At 67.5% G+C, this 20,576-nt stretch carries 19 protein-coding genes and 1 pseudogene; 8 read left to right on the forward strand and 12 right to left on the reverse strand.

Annotation, left to right across the window (positions count from 1 at the left end):
* Nucleotides 1-158 precede the first annotated feature (158 nt).
* A pseudogene (locus tag QH270_RS23555) lies at nucleotides 159-299 on the forward strand (sulfurtransferase); the annotation flags it as partial.
* A gap of 20 nt (nucleotides 300-319) precedes the next feature.
* Here QH270_RS23555 and gndA read toward each other — a convergent pair.
* Together gndA and QH270_RS23565 are read right to left on the reverse strand one after the other, a co-directional pair.
* Nucleotides 320-1,765 carry an NADP-dependent phosphogluconate dehydrogenase gene (gndA, locus tag QH270_RS23560; RefSeq protein WP_280346241.1) on the reverse strand — a complete coding sequence of 482 codons (1,446 nt, stop codon included), beginning with the start codon at nucleotides 1,763-1,765 and terminating at the stop codon, nucleotides 320-322.
* The gene (locus tag QH270_RS23565) at nucleotides 1,765-3,231 is read right to left on the reverse strand and encodes an MFS transporter (RefSeq protein WP_280346242.1); all 1,467 of its coding nucleotides are present in this window, start codon (nucleotides 3,229-3,231) and stop codon (nucleotides 1,765-1,767) included. Before QH270_RS23565 ends, gndA begins: the two co-directional genes overlap by 1 nt.
* 165 nt (nucleotides 3,232-3,396) lie before the next feature.
* Between QH270_RS23565 and QH270_RS23570 the strand changes: the two genes are divergently transcribed.
* On the forward strand, nucleotides 3,397-4,167 hold the full coding sequence (locus tag QH270_RS23570) for a helix-turn-helix transcriptional regulator (protein ID WP_280346243.1): 771 nt from the start codon (nucleotides 3,397-3,399) through the stop codon (nucleotides 4,165-4,167).
* Nucleotides 4,168-4,436: 269 nt separating this feature from the next.
* Here the strand turns inward: QH270_RS23570 and QH270_RS23575 are convergent, their stop codons facing one another.
* On the reverse strand, nucleotides 4,437-5,108 hold the full coding sequence (locus QH270_RS23575; protein WP_280346245.1) for a TetR/AcrR family transcriptional regulator: 672 nt from the start codon (nucleotides 5,106-5,108) through the stop codon (nucleotides 4,437-4,439).
* A gap of 104 nt (nucleotides 5,109-5,212) precedes the next feature.
* On the opposite strand from QH270_RS23575, the gene QH270_RS23580 reads away from it, so the two are divergent.
* Both QH270_RS23580 and QH270_RS23585 read left to right on the forward strand, forming a co-directional pair.
* On the forward strand, nucleotides 5,213-6,499 hold the full coding sequence (locus QH270_RS23580) for a flavin monoamine oxidase family protein (RefSeq protein ID WP_280346247.1): 1,287 nt from the start codon (nucleotides 5,213-5,215) through the stop codon (nucleotides 6,497-6,499).
* Between the two features lie 75 nt (nucleotides 6,500-6,574).
* Nucleotides 6,575-7,498, forward strand: coding sequence for an oxygenase MpaB family protein (locus QH270_RS23585; RefSeq protein WP_280346249.1), 924 nt, complete (start codon nucleotides 6,575-6,577; stop codon nucleotides 7,496-7,498).
* Between the two features lie 122 nt (nucleotides 7,499-7,620).
* On the opposite strand, the gene QH270_RS23590 is transcribed toward QH270_RS23585, so the two are convergent.
* Both QH270_RS23590 and ribB read right to left on the reverse strand, forming a co-directional pair.
* Nucleotides 7,621-8,307: an HAD family hydrolase gene (locus QH270_RS23590; RefSeq protein WP_280346251.1), complete on the reverse strand. Its 687-nt coding sequence runs from the start codon at nucleotides 8,305-8,307 to the stop codon at nucleotides 7,621-7,623.
* Nucleotides 8,304-9,029, reverse strand: coding sequence for a 3,4-dihydroxy-2-butanone-4-phosphate synthase (gene ribB, locus QH270_RS23595; RefSeq protein ID WP_280346253.1), 726 nt, complete (start codon nucleotides 9,027-9,029; stop codon nucleotides 8,304-8,306). The genes QH270_RS23590 and ribB overlap by 4 nt, the downstream gene beginning before the upstream one ends.
* 413 nt (nucleotides 9,030-9,442) lie before the next feature.
* Here ribB and QH270_RS23600 point away from each other — a divergent pair, with 413 nt between their 5' ends.
* Nucleotides 9,443-9,823: an HIT family protein gene (locus QH270_RS23600; protein ID WP_280346255.1), complete on the forward strand. Its 381-nt coding sequence runs from the start codon at nucleotides 9,443-9,445 to the stop codon at nucleotides 9,821-9,823.
* A gap of 108 nt (nucleotides 9,824-9,931) precedes the next feature.
* Here the strand turns inward: QH270_RS23600 and QH270_RS23605 are convergent, their stop codons facing one another.
* From QH270_RS23605 to QH270_RS23615, 3 genes are all read right to left on the reverse strand, one after another.
* A complete protein-coding gene (locus QH270_RS23605; protein WP_280346256.1) occupies nucleotides 9,932-11,248 on the reverse strand; it encodes an alpha/beta fold hydrolase in 1,317 nt (438 codons plus the stop codon).
* Nucleotides 11,249-11,354: 106 nt separating this feature from the next.
* On the reverse strand, nucleotides 11,355-12,575 hold the full coding sequence (locus tag QH270_RS23610; protein WP_280346257.1) for an RNA polymerase sigma factor: 1,221 nt from the start codon (nucleotides 12,573-12,575) through the stop codon (nucleotides 11,355-11,357).
* A gap of 37 nt (nucleotides 12,576-12,612) precedes the next feature.
* The gene (locus tag QH270_RS23615) at nucleotides 12,613-12,981 is read right to left on the reverse strand and encodes a YciI family protein (protein ID WP_280346259.1); all 369 of its coding nucleotides are present in this window, start codon (nucleotides 12,979-12,981) and stop codon (nucleotides 12,613-12,615) included.
* A gap of 298 nt (nucleotides 12,982-13,279) precedes the next feature.
* On the opposite strand from QH270_RS23615, the gene QH270_RS23620 reads away from it, so the two are divergent.
* Nucleotides 13,280-13,699 (forward strand): hypothetical protein, encoded by a 420-nt coding sequence (locus QH270_RS23620; RefSeq protein ID WP_280346261.1) that lies wholly within the window; start codon nucleotides 13,280-13,282, stop codon nucleotides 13,697-13,699.
* Nucleotides 13,700-14,069: 370 nt separating this feature from the next.
* On the opposite strand, the gene QH270_RS23625 is transcribed toward QH270_RS23620, so the two are convergent.
* On the reverse strand, nucleotides 14,070-15,062 hold the full coding sequence (locus QH270_RS23625; RefSeq protein ID WP_280346262.1) for a helix-turn-helix transcriptional regulator: 993 nt from the start codon (nucleotides 15,060-15,062) through the stop codon (nucleotides 14,070-14,072).
* Nucleotides 15,063-15,217: 155 nt separating this feature from the next.
* On the opposite strand from QH270_RS23625, the gene QH270_RS23630 reads away from it, so the two are divergent.
* The gene (locus QH270_RS23630; RefSeq protein ID WP_280346263.1) at nucleotides 15,218-16,642 is read left to right on the forward strand and encodes an amidase; all 1,425 of its coding nucleotides are present in this window, start codon (nucleotides 15,218-15,220) and stop codon (nucleotides 16,640-16,642) included.
* Nucleotides 16,643-16,799: 157 nt separating this feature from the next.
* On the opposite strand, the gene QH270_RS23635 is transcribed toward QH270_RS23630, so the two are convergent.
* Nucleotides 16,800-17,618 carry an alpha/beta fold hydrolase gene (locus tag QH270_RS23635; RefSeq protein ID WP_280346264.1) on the reverse strand — a complete coding sequence of 273 codons (819 nt, stop codon included), beginning with the start codon at nucleotides 17,616-17,618 and terminating at the stop codon, nucleotides 16,800-16,802.
* Nucleotides 17,619-17,774: 156 nt separating this feature from the next.
* Here QH270_RS23635 and QH270_RS23640 point away from each other — a divergent pair, with 156 nt between their 5' ends.
* On the forward strand, nucleotides 17,775-18,524 hold the full coding sequence (locus QH270_RS23640; protein ID WP_280346265.1) for an AraC family transcriptional regulator: 750 nt from the start codon (nucleotides 17,775-17,777) through the stop codon (nucleotides 18,522-18,524).
* 40 nt (nucleotides 18,525-18,564) lie between these two features.
* Here QH270_RS23640 and QH270_RS23645 read toward each other — a convergent pair whose 3' ends face one another.
* Both QH270_RS23645 and QH270_RS23650 read right to left on the reverse strand, forming a co-directional pair.
* Nucleotides 18,565-18,768: a hypothetical protein gene (locus QH270_RS23645; protein ID WP_280346266.1), complete on the reverse strand. Its 204-nt coding sequence runs from the start codon at nucleotides 18,766-18,768 to the stop codon at nucleotides 18,565-18,567.
* 966 nt (nucleotides 18,769-19,734) lie between these two features.
* Nucleotides 19,735-20,523, reverse strand: coding sequence for a MerR family transcriptional regulator (locus QH270_RS23650; RefSeq protein WP_280346267.1), 789 nt, complete (start codon nucleotides 20,521-20,523; stop codon nucleotides 19,735-19,737).
* Nucleotides 20,524-20,576 lie beyond the last annotated feature (53 nt).

Genomic DNA, 20,576 nt, shown 5'->3' on the forward strand with positions numbered 1-20,576 from the left:
GATCTGGTCGACCCCGCGGTGGACCCTGCCGGTCGGCGGGAACAAGTTGGACAGCGTGAGCCCGACCCAGAAATACACGACCCACGTTAACACCTACTCGGACACCTCCGCGAAACGGTAACCCAACCCCCCCCACCCCCCCGCGGCCCCCCACCGGGGGGGGCGGTGCCCCCGCGACCGCCCTCGCGCATGCCATGGCGGTGGTCGGCCGCGACGACGTCGCGGTCTACGACGGCTCCCTCACCGCCTGGGCTGCCGATCCCGCCCTCCCCCTCGCACTCGGCGACCACACGCGCTGACCGGCCCGACCCCCTCCGTGTCAGCCCGCCGGGATCTCGCTGCGGTCCCCGCTCCACAGGGTGTGGAACTTCCCCTCCGCATCGACCCGCTCGTAGGTGTGCGCGCCGAAGAAGTCGCGCTGGGCCTGGGTGAGAGCGGCAGGCAGGCGCTCCGAACGCAACGCGTCGTAATACGACAGCGAGGAACCGAACGCCGGCACCGGAATACCGAGCAGGGTCGCCGTGGCGACCACACGCCGCCAGCTGTCGATGCCCGCCTCGATCGCCTCCCGGAAATACGGGTCGAGGATCAGGCTCGGCAGCCGCGGATCGGTGTCGTAGGCCTCTTTGATGCGGTTGAGGAACCGGGCGCGAATGATGCAGCCGCCACGCCAGATCGTGGCCAACTCCCCCGGGCGCAGATTCCAGCCGTATTCCGCACTGCCCGCGGCGATCTGGTCGAAACCCTGCGCGTAGGCCACCACCTTCGACGCGTAGAGCGCGCGCCGGATGTCCTCGCTGAACTGCTCGACATCGTCCGGCTTGTCGGCCAGCTTGCCCGCGGCCAGCCCGACCGCCGCCCGACGTTGCGCACGCGAGCCCGACAGCGCCCGGGCGAACACCGCCTCGGCGATCCCGGTGACCGGCACTCCCAGATCGAGCGCCGATTTCACCGTCCAGCGACCGGTGCCCTTCTGCTCGGCGGCATCGACGATGACATCGACCAGCGGACGACCGGTTTTCGCGTCGACCTGCTTCAACACCTCCGCGGTGATCTCGACCAGGTAGCTCTCCAGATCGCCGCTGTTCCACTCGGTGAACACCTCGGCGATCTGCTCGGCGCCGAAGCCGAGGGCATCACGGAACAGGTGATACGCCTCCCCGATCAGCTGCATATCGGCGTACTCGATGCCGTTGTGCACCATCTTCACGAAATGCCCGGAGCCGTCGGGACCGATATGCGTGCAGCAGGGAACACCGTCGACCTTCGCGGCGACCGATTCCAGCAACGGGCCCAGAGATTCGTAGGACTCGGCCGGTCCACCGGGCATGATCGCGGGACCGTTGAGAGCACCCTCCTCCCCACCGGAGATACCGGCGCCGACGAAGTTCAGGCCCCGTGCACGCATCGCCGCCTCACGGCGGATGGTGTCGGTGTAGAGCGCGTTGCCCCCGTCGATGATGATGTCGCCGGGCTCCATCACCGCGGCCAGCTCCTCGATCACCGCGTCGGTCGGTTCACCGGCTTTGACCATGATCAACACCCGCCGCGGCCGCTCCAGCGCCGCCACGAATTCCTCGACCGTCTCGGTCCGGATGAACTCACCGTCCGCGCCGTGCTCGCGCAGCAGCGCATCGGTCTTGGCGACGGAACGATTGTGCAACGCGACGGTGTACCCGTGCCTGGCGAAGTTGCGGGCGATGTTGCTGCCCATGACAGCCAGCCCGGTCACCCCGATCTGCGCACGCGCGGTAGGCAGTGTCATCAGCTGTTCTCCTTCTCGTTCGGGTTCGACGTGCACTCTCGCAGTCTCGACGCGACATCGCCGGCAGACTGCGCGGGAACGCCTCTGATCATGCCCCGCGATCCCGAGTCCGGGACACCGACCTCCGCGCGCTCGGTGTCCCGGAGCATCGTGGCGACCAGCATTGCGCTGAGCCCGACCAGAGCCGCGGCGATCGTGAGCGCGTAGGCGAAGCCTTCGGTCGCGGCCTGCTCCGCGGGGACCGAGTCGGCGGCGTCACGGCGAAGTTCCGCGAACGTCACGAGAACGGCCAAACCTACTGCGCCACCGAGCTGTTGGACCGAACTGAGGACGGCAGAGCCGAGGCCGGCGTCCTCCTCGGTGGTGCCGGTGAGTGCGACGACCGTCAGCGCGGGCAGGGTCATTCCGCAGCCGAGGCTGGTGATGAGCAGTGCGGGCAATATTCCCGCACTGTAGCTGTCGAACTGGTCGATGCCCGACATCAGGACCAGCCCGGTAGCACTGATCAGCAAGGACATCACCAGCGCCCAGCGTTCACCGAGCCGGCGCACAGCTCGCGCCGAGACCGCCATTCCCACCAGAATTCCCGCGCCGAACGGCAGATAGCTGAGACCGGCGACGAAGGGGCTGTAACCGAGGACGGTTTGAATGTGCAGCATCAGCAGGAAGGCCATGGCGTAGAAGCCGGCAGAGAACAACAGGATGGCCGTGTTGGCCACGGCCCGCGGGCGGACGGCGAGGAACGACAGCGGGACCAATGGTTCGGCGGCACGGAGCTCGACCGCGACGAAAACCATCGCCAACAGCGCCGCGGCAGCGAGCGGAAGCACGGAACCTGTTCGTCGCCAACCTATTTCGGATGCCTGCAGGAGACCGTAGACCAGGAGTCCGGGAACGGTGACAGCCAGTACGGCACCCGGCATGTCCACGCGACCAGAGGCTTCATCGCGGCTTTCGGTGACCAGACGGGGCAGGATCAGAAGAGTTGCCACGGCCACCGGCAGGTTGATGAAGAAGACCCAGCGCCAGGAGGCGAAATCGGTCAGCATGCCGGAGATGACCAGTCCCAGCGTCGCCCCCAGCGCGGCGACTCCGCCCCAGATGCCGATCGCCTTGGCACGCTCCTTGCCACTGGGATACAGCAGGGCGAGCATGGCCAGGGCCGCAGGACTCGCCAGCGCTGCCCCACTCCCTTGAACGAACCGCCCGACGATCAACTGCCACGGCTCCTGAGCCGCTCCGCAGAACAAGCTCGCTGTGCCGAAAAGAGCTACGCCGCAGGGGAATACCCGGCGTCGCCCGAAGATGTCGGCCATCCGGCCGGAGAGCAACAGGAACCCACCGAAGGCCAGAATGTACCCGTTGACCACCCAGGCCAGCCCTGCGAAGCCGAAACCGAGTTCCGCGCGGACGGTGGGGAGCGCGACGCTGACCACGTTGTCGTCCAGGTTGAGCATGAACTGCACAGAGCACAGCACGACCAGCGCCGTGGTTCGGCGCCTGGCCGCCGGTGCCGTGTCGGGTGCCCGGGTGGAGATCGGAGTCATGAGAAGACGCTAGGCAACGATGGGCGATGGCCGATACACATCACCGGGCCAGATCATGTCGCGTTCGGGACATAGAGTGGTGGCGTGCCCGCACCTGCCTTCGAACCCGCACCAGCCGGGATCGGCGCCATCGTCGTCGGGAGCTTTCCCCTCCTGGCTGGTCAGTGGACCCACACGCACTATCACCCACAGCACCAACTCGCCTGGACCAGGTCCGGAGTGCTCGGTGTCGCTGCCGGAGGAGCGAATTGGGTGTTACCGCCGACCTTGGCGCTGTGGCTCCCGGCAGGGGTCGTGCATCGCACCGGCGCGACCCGCAACGCGGTCCTGCACAGCCTGTACTTCGAGCCGGACCGATGTGATGTGACGTGGACCGAGCCCACAGCCGTGCGTGTCGACGGGTTGCTGGCGCACCTGATCGCCCATCTGGGACGGGACGACCTGGCCGACGCTCCGCGCCGACACGCCGAAGCGGTGGTACTGGATCTCTTGCAACCACTGCCCGTGACCCCGATCGACGTGCCCCGACCCACCGATGAGCGAGTGCGGGCAGTCGCCGACGCACTCCTGGCGGACCCCGCCGACCCGCGCGGGCTGGAAGCGCACGCACGCGCGATCGGCGTGAGCCGACGCACGCTGACCCGCCTCTTCGTCCAGGACACGGGCATGAGCTTCGACCGCTGGCGCACCCACGCCCGGCTGCAGGCGGCACTGGCGATGCTCGCCGAGGGTCAACCGGTATCGCGGGTGGCACACACTGTCGGATACGCCACGGCCAGTGCCTTTCTCGCGGCTTTCCGGCGAACGGTCGGCACGACACCCGGTCGATATCTCAGCGGCGACGCCACGCACTGACCGCATGGATTGCGGCCCAGCGCCCAGACTCGGAGGAGCCCACCATGACGAGCGCGGGCCCGCGCCGCCGCGCACTCGCGGTCCTCACCATCCGTTTCAGGTGTCATCGCGGCGAGACTGACTCACATGCTCAGTGATGCGGATCTTGACGCGATCGAAGCCCGCTGCGCCGCAGCCTCACCCGGGCCGTGGACGTCGCCGGACATGCATGTCTCCCGCGCCGAGGCTTGAATGACACGACCCGCCACGGCTGCCGACGGGCCACCGCCTCAATGCCCCGCGTCTGCGGGTTCGGCGAGTTCGCGTTCGAGAATGCCGGTGATCTCGCTGCTGGTGAGGATCATGGCGGTGACGAACTCGGCAAGTTCGTCACGGTCGGTGTCGAGCTTCCCGGCGAGCCAGGTCGAGGTGAGATCGATGACACCGGCGGTGACGGTGTGTGCGGCGAACTGCACCTTTCGATCCTCGGCGAGGTCGGCACCCAGGACGTCGCGGGTCTGCCCGATGAGCATGTGCGACAACAGCTGGATCAGTTCGGCGCGTTTGTCGCGAAGCGGTTGAGTGGCTTGTGATTCGACGAGGAATCGGCCCCGTCGTGGATCGCCGAGGATGTGATCCAGACACGCGTTGACGATCCACGCGACTCGCGGACGCGCCGCGACGGGCGCATGCAGGATCGCGTCCAGGACCGCGGTGACCGCGGCGGCGGCCTGGTCTTCGAACACGACGACCAACAACTCGTCGACAGTGCGGAAGTGCTCGTAGAAATAGCGATCGTTGAGCCCGGCGTGTTCACACAGTGCGCGGACTTTCACCGCTGCGACACCCTCACGGCCTGCGATGTCGAATGCGGCGTCGATCAAGCGTCGACGCCGGTCCGCGCGGCGTTGTTCGACCGTTCGTCCGGCGTACGCGCCGTGCGTTTCCATCCGCCTGCCCATCTGCTTGCCATCTCACCTTGTTTGGTGAAGACTATCACCACTTGGTTTGGTGAAGGTGTTCACCAATTGACTTCGGATTGAGAGACGCAATGTCGCGTACTGCTGTGAACAGACACCAGGTGGTGGTCGTCGGGGCGGGCCTCGCCGGCCTGATCGCCGCCCGCGACCTCACGCGGGCCGGGATCGACTGTGTCGTGCTCGAGACAGCGGGCCGATGTGGTGGCCGCATCGAGACCGCGACCTGGGAGGGCGCGAGGATCGAACTCGGCGCGCACTTCCTCGGCGGCAGGTTCCGGCGCGTGGCCGCCGTTGTCGATGACCTCGGACTGTCCGACGAACTGTGCCCGTATCCGTGGCGACCGGCGATGACGTACCGAACGCACGACGGCCGAACCGCCGTGGATCCGCGAAAGCCGTTCGGCGCGTTCACCGGTGGCCTGGTCCGAGGGCGTGACCTGGCCGGCGCCGCGCCCTACCTACCCCACCTCGTCGCGGGCATGCTGCGCGCCGACGGCGGCGATCTCACGACCCTGCGACACCTGGATTCGCCCGCCACAGCGCGGCTGCTCGGCAACCGCCTGGTCAGCGCGCTGTCGGGTCCGATGTTCGACGTCTTCTTCGGATACCCACATCGAACGGCGTCGTTCCCGGCGCTGATGGCCAACGCGGTTCAGCTGACCCACCTCGACACCCTGGCGGGGGGCATGGAACAGATCGTCACCAAGATCGCGACATCGCTGCCGGACGTACGCACCGAGCACACCGCAACCAGTGTCGCCCGCGAGGGTGCCACGATCCGGATCGTCGCCGAATCGGCAGGCGGGCCGGTCGAATTCCTCGCCGACGCGGCCGTTCTCGCGACTCCCGCCGACGTCACCGCGGAGATCTGGCCCGGCGGCGATCCGGCCGTCCGCGCACACCTCGAGTCGATCCGATACAGCCGCCTGAACCTCGCCTACCTGCGCACCGACACCAGAACCGACCCGGGCGCGGAGATGATGCCGGTCGAGTTCGCGCCGGGGTCCGCCTCGCTGCGCGGTTTCCTCGTCCTCGACGACTGGTGCGAAGACGGTGGCCTACTCGTCGCCGGCGCGGGCGCCGATTCCCCCGCGGCGGCGGCGGACGACACCGAACTCGCCGAAATCCTCACCCGTGAGGTCGAGCGAGCACGCCCTGAGTTGGCCGGACACATCGTCGCCGCCCGAACCGTGCGCGGGCCGCGGTTCATGCCGGTCTTCGATCCCGGCTCCGCCCGGCGGCTGCACCGGTTCCGCCTGAGCATCTCCGATGGCGCGATCGCCATCGCGGGCGACCACGCGGCCGCACCGGGCCTCGAGGGCGCCGTCGCGTCCGGACACCGTGCAGCACAACAGATTCAGACCTTTTTCTGAGAACGGCTCGATGAAGCCAGGGCGCGATGGCACTGGTCGCCGCCGCGCAAACTCGATATGAGAAGGAGGGCAACGATGCCCGGGTACTTTTCGGATGATTCGATCGCCGTGCAGGTCATGAGCAAGCGGGCGGTCGGGCTGACCTACGGGCAGCGCGCGCTGGTGATCGGAGCCACGAATCCGCCGCTCTACGTCGGCACCGCCACCCACACCACCCACCGCGAAACGCCGTGGAACCGGCTCGCCCTGACCGCCCGGCTGTTCGAAACGGTCTTCTTGGGAACCAAGGAAGAAGCCGACCGCGCGCTCGCGTTCACCCAGAAGAAGCACGCGACCGTCCACGGCACACTCCCCCAGGACGCGGGGCCGCACGCTCCCGCGGGAACCCGCTACGACGCCCACGATCCGCACCTGATGTTCATGACCATGGCTTTCACCTTCGATTCCGCGGAGGCGATGCACGACCTTCTCGTCCGGCCACTGACCGCCGACGAACGCGAAGGCCTGTGGCAGGACTACGTCAGGTGGGCAGAGCTGTTCGGAATGCCGCGCGATGCGGCACCGGCGACGTACTCGGAGTTCCGCTCGTTCTTCGATGCCTACCTGAACTCCGATGAACTGTTCCTCACCGCCGAGGCCGCACTCGTGGGAACCTTCATCGCCGGATTGGGACCCGGCTATCCGTTCCCGTTCATGCTCGAGCCCGCCGCGGCGGGGCTCGGACTGATCGTGCGGGGCAGCCTTCCCCCGCATATCCGAGACCTCTACGGCATCACCTGGAACCGGAAACAGCAGGCAGCCTTCGACATCGCGGTGAAGGCGATCCGCGGTGCCCACTACCGGCCTCACCGCGCTGTCCCGCGACCACTACGCCCCGTACTGCGCGGTTCGAGCGTCCCGGGCTTCAAACTGGTGCAAGACACAGAACGCCGAAACTTCCGGCGCGGCAAGTTGAGCATGCCAGGGGTGGAAACATCGCCGCAGAACCCATCGAACTGAGTACCCACCACCGCGGCTCGGCGAGGTGGCTTCCCCGCTGCGCGACCGCCGCACTGCGAGGACTGCCAGTCAAGCCTTCGCTCGGGACCGTCAGCGGCAAGCTGTTCCGTTCTCGCCGCTGTCTATATCCTTGCCACAGCCGAGGGCCGCGTCGTTTCGGTGATGACCCCGTGTAGCCAGGAGTGTGCGTGGTCGGCATCGATTGCGAGGTGCTCGGCGAGGTCGGCTTCGGGTGGACGCTGGGTGGGCATCCAGCTGGGAATGGCCAGCACGCGCATGCCCGCAGCGTGGGCAGAGCGAATTCCGGCGGCCGAATCTTCCACCGCTACACACGATCCCGTGTCGATGCCGAGAAGGTCGGCGGCGTGCAACCATGGACCGGGCTGCGGTTTCGTTGTCGGGTGATCCTCCCGGGCGACAATCACTCGCATCGATCGCCGCAGATCGAAATGGTCGATGGCGGCGTCCACGAACCGGCGTGGCGACGCCGACACCACCCCGGTCACGACGGCATCGGCGGTGGCGAGCAGTCGCGGGATCCCAGGCAGCAACTCGATGCGACCGGATCGGATCTGGGCCACCATCAGCTCCAGACAGTCGTCCACGACCCGCTCGACCACATCGACGCCACACACTGCGGCCACATGTTCTGCCCAGTCGCCGTGACCGTGAGTGCTGCGCCGATCGGCCTCACTCCAGGTGTGCCCGTGGCGGGCGGCGTAGTCGGACCAACAGCAGTCCCAGTGCCGCATGGTCGCGGCGAGGGTGCCGTCCAGATCGAACAGCACCGCCTCGATGCTCCCGCTCATACCGGGACCGACGCCGCCGGCGCGCCGGCGGCCATGAGCTGATTGATCGAAATGAGTTTCAGCCCATGGATATCGGCGAAGGCGCGCAATGCGGGCAGCCGCATGACCGATCCGTCGTCGTGGCATACCTCGCTGATCACCGCGACCGGAGCGAGCCCGGCCAGCCGCATCAATTCCACGCTCGCCTCGGTATGACCTTGCCGCGCGTCCAGACCCTGCGGGTGCGCACGCAGCGGGAAGATGTGGCCCGGGCGCTGCAGGTCGGCGGCAATGGTAGCTGGATCCGCTAGAGCGCGCAGCGTCGCGGCGCGGTCCGCGGCGCTGATGCCGGAGACCACCCCTGCCAGCGCGTCGACGGTCACAGTGAACGCGGTCTGCTTGTCATCTTCGTTCGCGCTGGTCATCAAGGGCAAACCGAGCTGATCAGCACGCTCGCCGGGCATCGGCGCGCACACCACGCCGCCGGTGTAGCGGATGAAGAATCCGAGCATCTCCGCGTTCGCGAGCTCCGCGGCCATGATGAGGTCGCCCTCGTTCTCGCGGTGTTCGTCGTCGACCACGATCACCGCCCGGCCCTCGGCGATATCGCGCACCGCCTCGCCCAGGTCATCGAAGATATTCGCTTGGTTCCGCGCATCGGTTGGAACAGTCATCGGTGGCCTCCGCCCTATCGGGGATGGGATCACACGCAGCTCGACACAGCAGACGGCAAACAAGATCATTTTGCCCGTAGACACATTACAGCCGGGCCCGGCCGCCGATGGACCGGACACCGACGAGCCGCGAGGTCGGCGTGTCACGCATCGAACACCAGCGGCCAGAGGAGACCCAAGTCAGCGACCGCGATCACCACCCCCAGAGCCCGCCGCCGTGTGGTCTCGACGGCGGCGCGCAGGCCGCAGGGCTACGTGCCGGCCTCGAGGCCCATCTACAACGCCGACCGGGTCCGATGTGTAGCCCGGCGCCTCAGAAGCGGTTTGGCCGTGAGGCCGCTACAACTGACACGGAGTCGGCAGAATCTGTTGACATGCAACGTATTCCATTCGACGTAGAAGCCTACTCACAACGAGTTCGGTCGAGTGCTTGCTTCATCTGCGAGGTGGTGGCAGGCCCGCGCAGTGATGGATGGCACGAAGTGGTCGCCGAGACCGAGGACGACATCGCCTTCCTCTGCAAGTACCCGACCATGCTCGGACATGTGCTGGTGGCACCGAAGGTCCATCACGAGCACGTGGTGAAGGACCTCACCGAGGACGTCTACCTCCAGCTGCTGGCACTGGTGTACCGGGTGGCGAGGGCGGTGGAGGCAACAGTCGAGGTCGAACGCACCTATCTGCTGAGTTTGGGCAGTCAGCAAGGCAATTCCCATGTGCACTGGCATATCTCCCCGCTGCCGCCAGGAGTCCCGTATCACGAACAACAGTTCCATGCGCTGATGGCCGAGAACGGGGTATTGCCGTGGACCCCGGAGCAGGCGAGTGCGCTAGCCCGGCAGCTGCGCGCTGCCCTGGACTGATTCCATGGTGGGCGACGACCCGCTTCTGTTCGGTGTCGCACGGGGTATCGCCAGCGAGGCTGGGTGGCGGGGCCCCCGAGGCGCGGTCCCCGTCGCCCACCACGCGGATCAGCGACGCGTCATCGTCGAGGCGTAGCCCCCGCCGCCGGGGTATACCCAGGCTCCGTCGAGCACGTGGTCACCGTCGGTGAACTCCCCGCGGAAGTACGCGGGGCTCCCCTTGGGCCCGCCCCAGATGGTGAGCACGTCGCCCTCCAGCTCGTAGGTGTAGTCGAGGGTGTTGCCCAGCGAGTCGTAGAAGCGCGACGCGAGGTCCGTGCCCGCAGGCCGCCCGAAGGGCCGGAGATGGCCGATCACCTCGAGCCCGGTGATCTGTTCGCCGAACTGCTCGAGCTCGACGTGCTGGAGCAGGAAGTGCCGGCCCGGCATCCACTCGTACCGGACGACGCCCTCGGCGCCGCCTGTCACCGTCCACTCGCCGACGAGCCGGTCGAGCGCGGCGACAGCGGCACTGGGCTCGGGGCTCTCCGCTGCGGCGGTGCTGTTCGCATCCGCCGCCGCCGGGAGCGTGCGGACGAAGTCGCGCAGTTGCTCGGCCACCGGTTCCGGTGCGATCCAGAACGCGGAGTGGTCCTGCCCCTCCAGCGTGAGGACGGTGACGTTCGGCAGAAGCGCGGCGAGGGCAGCGGCGCCCCGCCGGATGAACTCCTCGCCCTCGCTGCCGACCGCGACCGCGATCGGGACGTCGATCCGCCACCGATCCGCGGGGAGGGGCGTGCCGTCCTGCAGGTCGGCGAGGATGCGGCCGTCGTAGGCGTAGGTATGGGCGTAGCGCACCATCTCCTGCCACGACGGGTCCTCCTTCATTATCGGAAGGTACTCGGCGGGCACGCGGATCATCTCGCTCATGAAGAACTCGACCGCCTCGTCGCGACGACCTGCCGCGACCAGGCCTTCCTGGTGCGCCACGTAGTCGGCCGGCGCGGGGGAACGGGAATCGTCGACGATGAAAGGGGGCTCGTACAGGTACAGGCCCGCGACACGGTCGCCGAGCGCACTCGCGGCGTCGAGGGCAAGCCCGCAGCCGCCGGATCCGCTGGCGAGGAAGACGGGATCGCCCACGGAATCGACGAGGGCGGCGAGGTCGTCGATCTCGCGGGCGGGGTCGTAGGGCTGCGGGTCGCCGCTGGCGCCGCGTCCCCGGCGGTCGTAGGTGATCACCGTGAAGTCCTCGGCGAGCGCGGCGGCGATCCCGGCCACGCCGGTACGGTCCTCGGCGACGTTGCTGATCACGATGATCGCGGGGCCGGCACCGGCGCGCTGGTAGGCGATCGTGGTGCCGTCGGCGGATGTCACGGTGCCGACGATCGTGTGGGTCGCGGAGTACGCGGCCTGCTGCGTGGCGGGGTTCGAGGTGGTGTTCATGACGTACTCCTTGGGGTGTCGTCGGCCGCCCCGGTGGCAGCCTTCACCGATACCTCGGAGCCGCTTCCGCGTTCTTGACATCACTGCCGAAAAGAATCTTCGGCGGTCAGTCCGTGGGGTCCTCGGCCTTGCCCTGCAGGTAGCGAGCCTCGACATCGTTCGCGGTGAGCTCCGCTGCGGCGAGGAACTCGGTGCGCGCCGTCGCGCTCGATCCCGACCGCGCCAGCAGGTGCGCCCTGACGGCGTGCGCCCGGTGCGCCGTGAGCGGATGCTGCGACAGCCCGTGCTCGCGGTCCAGAGTCTCGAGGAGGTCCAGGGCGGGCTGCGCGCCGTAGGCATGGGCGACGGCGACCACCCGGGCCAGCATCACCGGCCCGCCGGGCTCGAGATGCTCGAGCGCGAGGTACAGGGCCGCGATCTGGGGCCAGTCCGTCTCCGCGTCCGAGGGTGCCTCCGCGTGGATCGCGGCGATCGCGGCCTGCAGCTGGTACGCGCCGACGGCGCCCCTCGGCCACGCCTCTTCGACGAGGGCGGTGCCCTCGGCGATCATCGCCCGGTCCCACCGGCTCCGGTCCTGCTCGGCGAGGGGGACGAGCGCGCCGTCGGCCCCGGCACGTGCGGCGCGGCGAGCGTGGGTGAGCAGCATGAGGGCCAGCAGGCCGGCGGACTCCGCGTCGTCGGGGAACTGGCCGTGCAGCAGCCGCGCGAGGCGGATGGCCTCCGCCGCCAGGTCCGCGCGCACCAGTTCCGCCCCGGCGGAGGCGGTGTAGCCCTCGTTGAAAACGAGGTAGAGGACCTTGCGCACGGTGAGCACGCGGGCCGTCAGGTCGTCGGCCGCGGCGAACTCGAATCGGGCCCCCGCCTTGCGGAGCTGCTGTTTGGCGCGGCTGATCCGCACGGCCATCGTCTGTTCGGAGACCCCGTACGCACGGGCGATCTCGGCGGTCGTGAGCCCGCCGACGGCGCGCAGCGTCAGCGCGACCCGGGAGGCAGGCGAGAGCACCGGGTGGCAGCACAGGAGCAGGACGTGCAGGCTGTCGTCGACGGCGAGGGCCTGCCCTGCGGACGCCCGGGAGGCCTCGTACTCCTCCTGGCGCCGACGGTCCGCCTCCTGGGCGCGGATGAGGTCGACCATGCGGCGGTAGCCGACGCGGATGAGCCAGGAGCGCGGGTCGTCCGGGATCCCTTCGTCGGGCCACTGCCTGGCCGCGGCGAGCATCGCGTCCTGGGCCGCGTCTTCCGCGGCGTCGAACCTGCCGAACCTGCGGGCCAGCGCGCCGACGACATGCGGTGCCTCCGCTCGCAGGGCACTCTCCAGCGCACTCATGCGGCGTGCGGGCGCGGGGTAGGCGAACATCCCGACATCAGGCGAAGTCGTCGCCCATGATCGGGCGGATCTCCATCGGCTCGCCGAGGACGTCGACCATCCGCGCGACGATGTCCTTGGCCCGGTCGAGCCCGGAGACGTCGATGATCGCGAAGGAGGCGAGCACCTCCTTCAGCTCCGCGTACGGACCGTCCGTGACGACGACCTTCCCGTCGTTCTTCTGGACGGTCGTCGACATCACCGGGTGGCCCAGTCCTTCGGCGCTGACGAACTCCCCGGTCGCGCGAAGCTCGGCCTCGAACTTCTGGTACTCCGCGAACGCGGCGAGCGCGTCCTCCGACGGGACGTCCGCCGTCGCTCCGTCCCACGCCTCCGCTGGGGTGTACCCCAGGAGCAGAAACTTCACCTCTGGCCTCCGAATCCCGACGAATCCGCGCGCTGTCGACGACACCCATGATAAGGCCGGGATGATCTTGGTGGTCTACATCCATCGTGCACAGCACTTCGAAAACGTGGTCAGTCAACCGCCGTGGCGATGTTCGGAACACAACCGTTTCCCCGAACACAGTGGGCAGCCGGGCCGCCCGGCCTCATCAAGGGAATGGGCCGACGAGGTCGCGGCCTCTGGTCGACTGTGATAGCTCTGCCGCGCCCAAGTGCCTACTCCGTCGCGAGCGTTCGCTGGGTTGGCTACCTTCAGCAGCGTGATCTATCCGGGCAGGGAATCGGCGACTCGAGTGGCGCAGCTGGCCGGCATCCCGCGAGAAAACTGGATGCAGGACTGGCCAACCGAGGTATCTGATCCGGCCCGGCTCGATGAATTCGTTCATCTGCTGTTCGCGAACAAGACCGACTGGGAACTGAGTTTCTGGTTGCTGGATCTGGTCCTCGAGTCGGCTCGAGATCATCTGGCCATCGCGCCGACACAGGATCACTTGCCAGAACGAACTGAGCAATTGATCGACACCCTGGTCGCAGTCTTCGAGGCCACGCGCGCACCCGCGCTCGCACAGAGCCTGCAGTACTGGGCGTGCCTGGATGCCTCTGGCCCCGACGAGATGTTCGGTGTGAGCCCGCTGGTACGTGAAGCCCGTCGCCGGATCGGCGACAGCGCAAGGACGTAGAGCCACTGGTATCGCGGTTCGCTTCGCTCTCGGGCGGAGCCGCAGGAGCGGTGAGCCATGGGCGACCACATCCAGACACAACCCCCTGACTACCACCGGTGTATCGACACCGTGTTCGCCTCGCCAGTCGCCTGCCGGGAGCCGCTGCAACGCCTGTCGGAAATGACCGAGCACGACATCCACGCGCGATGGTCGACGTGGAAAGGGCAGGAGCCCCCGCCCCACGGCCCTCGAGTCGGCCAACAGATTCCGATCGAGATGCGGCCGGCGATGCCGCAAGCCGATTGCGACTCCTACCGCCAAATCGTCAACAGTCGAGTTCGCGAGCTCGCTGCGGTAGGAGGAGTGCACCCGATGCAGCCGCCGAATCTCACCGTTTATTCAGGTTGGCGACGGAGTTCACCGTCAGCCCCCAGCGCACAGCGGTCGCGGCGGCGACGGTTCGGTTGGGGGCGTGGAGTTTTCGCAAGATGCGTTCGATGTGGGTGGCGATGGTGGAGGGTTCGACTCGCAGGTCGGCGGCGATGCGCGCGTTGGAGCTTCCTTGGGGCAGCAGTGCGAGCACGTGGAGTTCGCGGGGTGTGAGGCCGTGGGGTGGATCGATGCGGCGGTAGGCGACCAGTGTCCCGCCGGAGTGGACCGGCTGCATCCGAGTCCGGTATACGACATCGCCGTCGAGCAGCAGATGGCCGCCGGCTTGGCCGGACGCCGCGACCGCCCGCGCGAGTTCCACACCGGCGCCGCCGGATACGAACGGGTGCGCTGCGGCGGGCGCCGTCACCGGGTGCACGCTCCCGCTCCCGGTGACGATCACCACCGACTCCTCGTGGTCGACCGGCACTGCGATGCCGCGGCAGGGATCGATGGCGGCGCCGACCACGTCGGCCAGCAGCGCGAGCGCGGTCACCGACATGGTGGGGAACGGCGCGTGCACGGTGGTGCTCATGTTCAGCATGCCGAGGTAGCGGCCGTCGGCGGCGAAGAGTGGTTGGGTCAGGCCCTCGCGATAGCCGAGCGGGAGGATGACGCGATCGAAGATCGGACCGTATCGCACGTCGGCCGGTACCTCGCACAGACGAATCGGTAGCTGGTCGTGCTGGAGTCGGGTGAACAGCGGATGAGTGTGCAGGCAAGAGTTGGTGACCTCGAGCGCGACCTGCGAGTAGCCGATGCTGGTCGCGGTGTGGTGCACCCGGGCGACCGGGTCCCACCGTGACAACGCGGCGTGCTGATAGGCGACGACCCGCGACAGCTCGAACAGCACCCGGCCCAGGCCCGACCGGTCCGGTGTCGCCGCTCTGATCGCGGCTCGCACGCGGACCGCGACAGCGGGGTCCAGATCTCGATCGGGTGCGGCAACCACCCGGACAGTATGACTCCGGTCACTCCGCCCGGATCCGGCGGTCGCGCACCCCGAGCACACTCGCCGTCTCGCCGCGTCCGTCGATCGACGGACGCCGCGCCGCGCGCACGGTCCTAGGTTCTCCCGCACCAGCACAACGAACCGGGAGGTTACCGATGGATGTCGCCGATTACGCCGAACGAGACGCCACAGAGCTCGCCGAGCTCATCCGGCAAGGCCAGGTCAGCGCGGCCGAGGTGCAGGAGGCGGCCGCCGCCGCGATCGCGCAGGTCGACCCCGAGCTCGGTGCGGTCGCGGGCGAGGTGTTCGAGCGCCCGCTGGCCTACGACGCGGCAGGCCCGTTCGCGGGGGTGCCTTTCGCGATCAAGGACCTCATCCTCCACGCGGCGGGCGTGCCGCAGCGCAACGGCAGCCGGTTGTTCGGCCCCGGCCTGATCCACGACGACGACACGGCATTGATGACCCGCTTCCGGCGGGCAGGTCTGGCGACAATGGCGGTGACCACCTCCCCCGAGCTCGGTTTCAACGCCACCACCGAAGCAGTGGCCTATGGCGCACCGACGCGCAACCCGTGGGACCCGACCCGCGCCGCGGGCGGATCCAGCGGCGGCGCAGCGGCATTGGTCGCCGCCGGAGCGCTGCCGCTGGCCCATGCCAACGACGGCGGCGGCTCGATCCGCATCCCGGCCGCGGCATGCGGGCTGGTCGGACTCAAACCGAGCCGCGGCCGCATCTCCGCCGGACCTGACCACTCTGATCCGCTGCTCGGCATGGGCGCGGAGTTCGCCGTCACCCGGACGGTCCGCGACTGTGCGGCGTTGCTCGACGCCGTACACGGCAGCGAACCCGGCGACAAGTACCTGTTCCCCGCCGAGACGGCGAGCTACCGCGCACTGATCTCGCGCCCGGTGCGCGCACTGCGCATCGCCGTCGCGGCCGACATCTCCCAGGCCGATCCCGCCTGCACCGACGCAGTCCGCCGCGTCGCCGAACAATTGACCGCCCTGGGGCATCACGTCGAGGAAGCCGCGCCCCGCATCGACGCCGAGGCCTTCCATCGGGCCAACCTCGACGCCTGGTGCAGCTTCCTCGCCCACACAGTCGCCAGCGCGGCGAAGGCGCTCGGCATCGACCCTGGAACCGACTATCTCGAGGCCACCACCCTCGCCTGCGTCGCCTACGGCGTCACCAGGACCGCGGCGGACCTGTACGTCGTCGAGGAGACCTTCAATCTCGCGCGCCGTGAAGCCGCCCGGCTCCTCACCGACTACGACCTCTACCTCACCCCTACCACTGCCAGCCCGAATCTGCCGCTCGGTCACCTCGACGCCGACGACCCGACTCTGACCCCGCACGAGTGGTACCGCAAGATCTTCGACTTCGCGCCCTTCACCGCTCTGTTCAATGCCACTGGCAATCCGGCGATCTCGCTGCCGTTGGCTCGCTCGGCCGAGGGCTGGCCGATCGGTGTGCAATTCGTCGCCCCCTACGGCGACGAGGCCACCCTGCTCACCCTCGCCGCCGACCTCGAACGGCGATTCCCCTGGCACCAGCACCGCCCGGCGATCCACGCGCACTGACCACGGGCCGATCGCTCGAGATGCAACGTTCCGGCATCGTGCTGTTCATCGCCGGAACTCGAGTATGAGGAGGATGCAGCTCGTGTCGGGATCGAGCTCACACGTTGGACCAGGTCACCAGCAACGAGGTCGAACCGAAGGCTGCGGCGGCGCAGGCCTAGAGTGTGTAGTCGAGTATCGAGCGGGCGAGGGCGTCGCAGTCCTCGAGCATCGCCATATGCCCCACTCCACCAAGGTATTCGAGCTCGGCACCCGGCACCGCCTCGTACTGGTGTGCCGAGGCAGGGTCCCATCGCGGGTCGGAATCCCCGAAGATCACGAGGAGGGGCTTGCGGGCTGCGATGAGGCGCTCGGGAACAGTCTTCGCGACGAGGTAGTCCATGTTGGCGGCGAGAATCGCGCGGAACGCTCGATAGGTCGTCCTTCGCAGATCGGCTACAACTGTGTCAGGCACCGTGATCGGGGCCGCCGCAGTGGCTGCCAGTCCGCGGCGGATCATCGAATCGGTACGTATCGCCCACACGAGCGGGCCGAAAGGTGGCGAAGCGAGCGCCTTGATGATCGCCGGCTCGGGCAAGAGCGCTGTGTGGCTCGGCCCTGTGCTGACCAGGACCAACTCACCGACCAGGTCCGGACGACGCTCTACGAGGGCGGTAGCGACATATCCCCCGCTGGAGTGACCGACCACCTTCAGGTTCCGGAACCCGAGCTCGTCCAACACTGCCGCCGTCCGATCCGCCTGCTGTGGAACGGCATACGTGGACGCCGGCTCCGATCGGCCGCATCCCGGAAGGTCGATCGTGATCACCCGATACGCCGTGGTGAGCGTTGGCACCACCGGCGACCACGTCGAACCGGTTGCGCCCGAACCGTGGATGAGCAACAAGGGCGGTGCCGCCGGGTCTCCGTCGATGACAACGTGCAACCCGTGGACTGTCGTTTCATTGCGTGTCCGGGTGAGACTCGATTCGTTCATACCGACAGCTTCGTCGCAGGCTCGTCGCACCGTCTTGTACGAATGTCACGTTGTCCCGATCCGGCTAGCCTGGCATACATGAGCGCAACTGGCCTCCTGGACTGGAGCCGGGTCGAGGTCGCTGTCCCGGCCGGTCTCCCGACTCCGGGAGTCCGGATGGCGGGTTTCCGTTACCACGACATCGGGCCCGTAGACCTCACGATGATCCCGCACCCCTCGGTCACGCTCCTGCTCGATCTCACCGAGCGCGGAGTCGTCCACAACGGTCCCGGAGGCCCCGTCGTGGGAAACGCGATAATCGGCCTCCGTGCCGGCGCCTTGCACATCACCAGCGCGGGGGTCGGCGAAGTTTTGCAGATCCGCCTGTCCCCCATCGTCGCCGCAGCGATTCTCCGAGACACCGAGATGATCGGCGGTACCGTGACACCGTTGCCGCAACTGTGGGGCGGCAGCGCTGCCAGCTTGACCGACCGGCTCCGTTCGACACCGTCGTGGGACGACCGTTTCGCCCTCGCAGGCGCGTTCCTTCGAAGCCGGGTGCCTGGAACATTCTCTGTAGCACCCGAATTCGCCTACGCCTGGGACCAGACTGTCCGGACCGGAGGACGGCTCCGGATCGAGACCATCGCCACCGAGACGGGCTGGACCCGCCAGCGGCTCTGGTCTCACTTCCGGACTCAGATCGGAGTCTCGCCCAAACGTGCGTCCGAACTCGTCCGCTTCGACCATGCCGCCCATCTCCTGGTGGCAGGTCTCTCGCCCGCCGACGCCGCGATCGAGGCAGGCTATACCGACCAATCCCATCTTCATCGTCGAACCAAGGCGATCACCGATATGACCCCGACCGTCGTCGCGAACGCACCGTGGCTCGCGATCGACGAAACCGCATGGCCGACCGGCACATGAGACCGAGGGAACCGCGAGGTCGGCGTGCGGACCGCTTCGTTCAGACCGCGCTTCGTGTCAGCGATGTCCCGAGTGCGCGTATGGCCTCCGCGGTCGCCCACTGGGCTTCCGCCTGCGCGAGGGCAGCATGTGCTTGTGCCTGAGCGATCACGTTGCGCCGCTCTGCGCCGCTGACCGTGTCGCCGGCGGTGATGCCATCGAGCAGCGCCTCGGCGCGCTGCTTGTGAGTGGTGTAGTCCTCCATCGCTCAATTCTCGCACCCCTGCAACGAACGGATTCCCGGACGGCTGCGAGAGGTAGATCGGATTCGGCTCTCGTCGTGATCCGGTATTGCGAATTTCGGCAACCACTCGCGGAACGTGATGCGCGCCGGAAGAATCGAGGCATATCGTGGTGCGAGCCGAGGATCGGTGCATGGCGTCTTCGACCATCACCACGCTGAGTCAGGTCGAACACAGGGGCAGGCGACCTGGACATCGCATCCCGTGCACCGCATCGCGAATCGGGGAGGTGGCCGGTGTCCGGGTGAAGGACATCGACACCGACCAATGGATCTGGAACCTGCGTCGCCAAACCTCCCCTCCCCCTGGCCCCGGCGGCATGCTGGACAAGGCACGAAAGGCAAACGGTCTCGGCGAGTTCCGATCATCGAGGAACTCCGGCCGATGCTGGCCAACCCAATTCGGGCACGGCAGGACAAACCCGATGCGCGCCTGTGTCGCTGCGCAACGGGCCGGGCGCGTTTACGCCCAAGCGTTCCTGACAGAGACCGGCGAGTCGCGGCCGAATCGCTCGATGAAGTTGTCCCGACCCCTGAATGAGGATGTACTCGATGACTAGTGCCGCGGCCCCACAGCGAGCCAGATGAGGCGATTACAGCTCGGAATGAAGGTCCTCGTTGCGGCGATGGCCGTGTTATTCGGAGCAGCCGCAATCGGCCTTCTACTCGATGTAGATCCACTCCTCGCCGAGGATTCCGGAACGATGCTGAGCCGATCGACTTACCAAGCGATGAAGACATCTCCGATCAGCGTCAGAGTCACATACACCGATTGAGCGGTCTACATCCGAGACGAAGACTTCGACAGAAATCCGGAAAACTCCGCCGATGTGCCCGGCGACGCTGCTGCGGTATTTCTCCTACGGCATCGCTTGGGCTGTCGGACACTCACGCCAGGTCGCGATCTCGGCGTGGATGGGATCGGCCGCGCTACTGACGGCTGGTCTCGCCGTCTGTCGTCTGATCCCGACGTGGCTGCGAATCTTTCTCTGCGGTCTCGGCGAGGTATTCACCCAGATCCTGGGTGAGGGCACGGTCGAGGGCTTGGACGAGGGTGTGCTGGACGGCCGCGACAGCGACGTCACGCAGATGGTGAATCATCGTCGTGGTCTCAGCGATCTCGTCGTCGGTGGTCGGCAGCCATCCTTCACCGTGCAGTTCGACGAGATGGTCTTTGGTGAGGGTGAACATCTGGTGCGCGATGTCGTCGAGATGGTGCTTGACCACCGCCTGCAGGTCGGCGAGGCGACCGAGGTCGAACTGGTACCCGTGGAGGTCGGCGAAAGTCTCCAACAGCCGCGGATCGGTGAATTCCACAGTGTCACCGCGAACTCGGAGCAGCCCGAGTTCGCTCAGGCGAGCCAGCAGGGCTGGGTCGATCGCCTCGGCGCCGAGGAAAGATCCGACCAGTTCGAGCGGAACCTCCAGCGACGCGGTCTCACGGTCGGTCGTAGCGCTGCGCGGCAGCCCGAGGACTTCGATGAGATCCTTACCGGTTTCCCAGCTGGTGATGAAGTCGGAGATGTGCGCGGTGGTGAATCCACGCTGGAGCAAGGCATCGATGAGTTTGAGCCGCTCGAGATGGGAATCGTCGTAGATCAACGCGCGCCCGGACCGAGTGGTAGGCACCGGCAACAACCCGCGTTCCTGATAGGAGCGCACATTGCGGGTGGTGGTGCCGGCGGCGCGCGCGAGATCGTCGATGCGGTATTCCGCCACCTCGTCTCGCTCCTGTTCGTTTCGCAACCACGGTTCGAGCCAGATCCTTGCCC

The sequence above is a fragment of the Nocardia neocaledoniensis genome, assembly GCF_029868625.1.
In the GTDB taxonomy this organism is placed as follows: domain Bacteria; phylum Actinomycetota; class Actinomycetes; order Mycobacteriales; family Mycobacteriaceae; genus Nocardia; species Nocardia neocaledoniensis_A.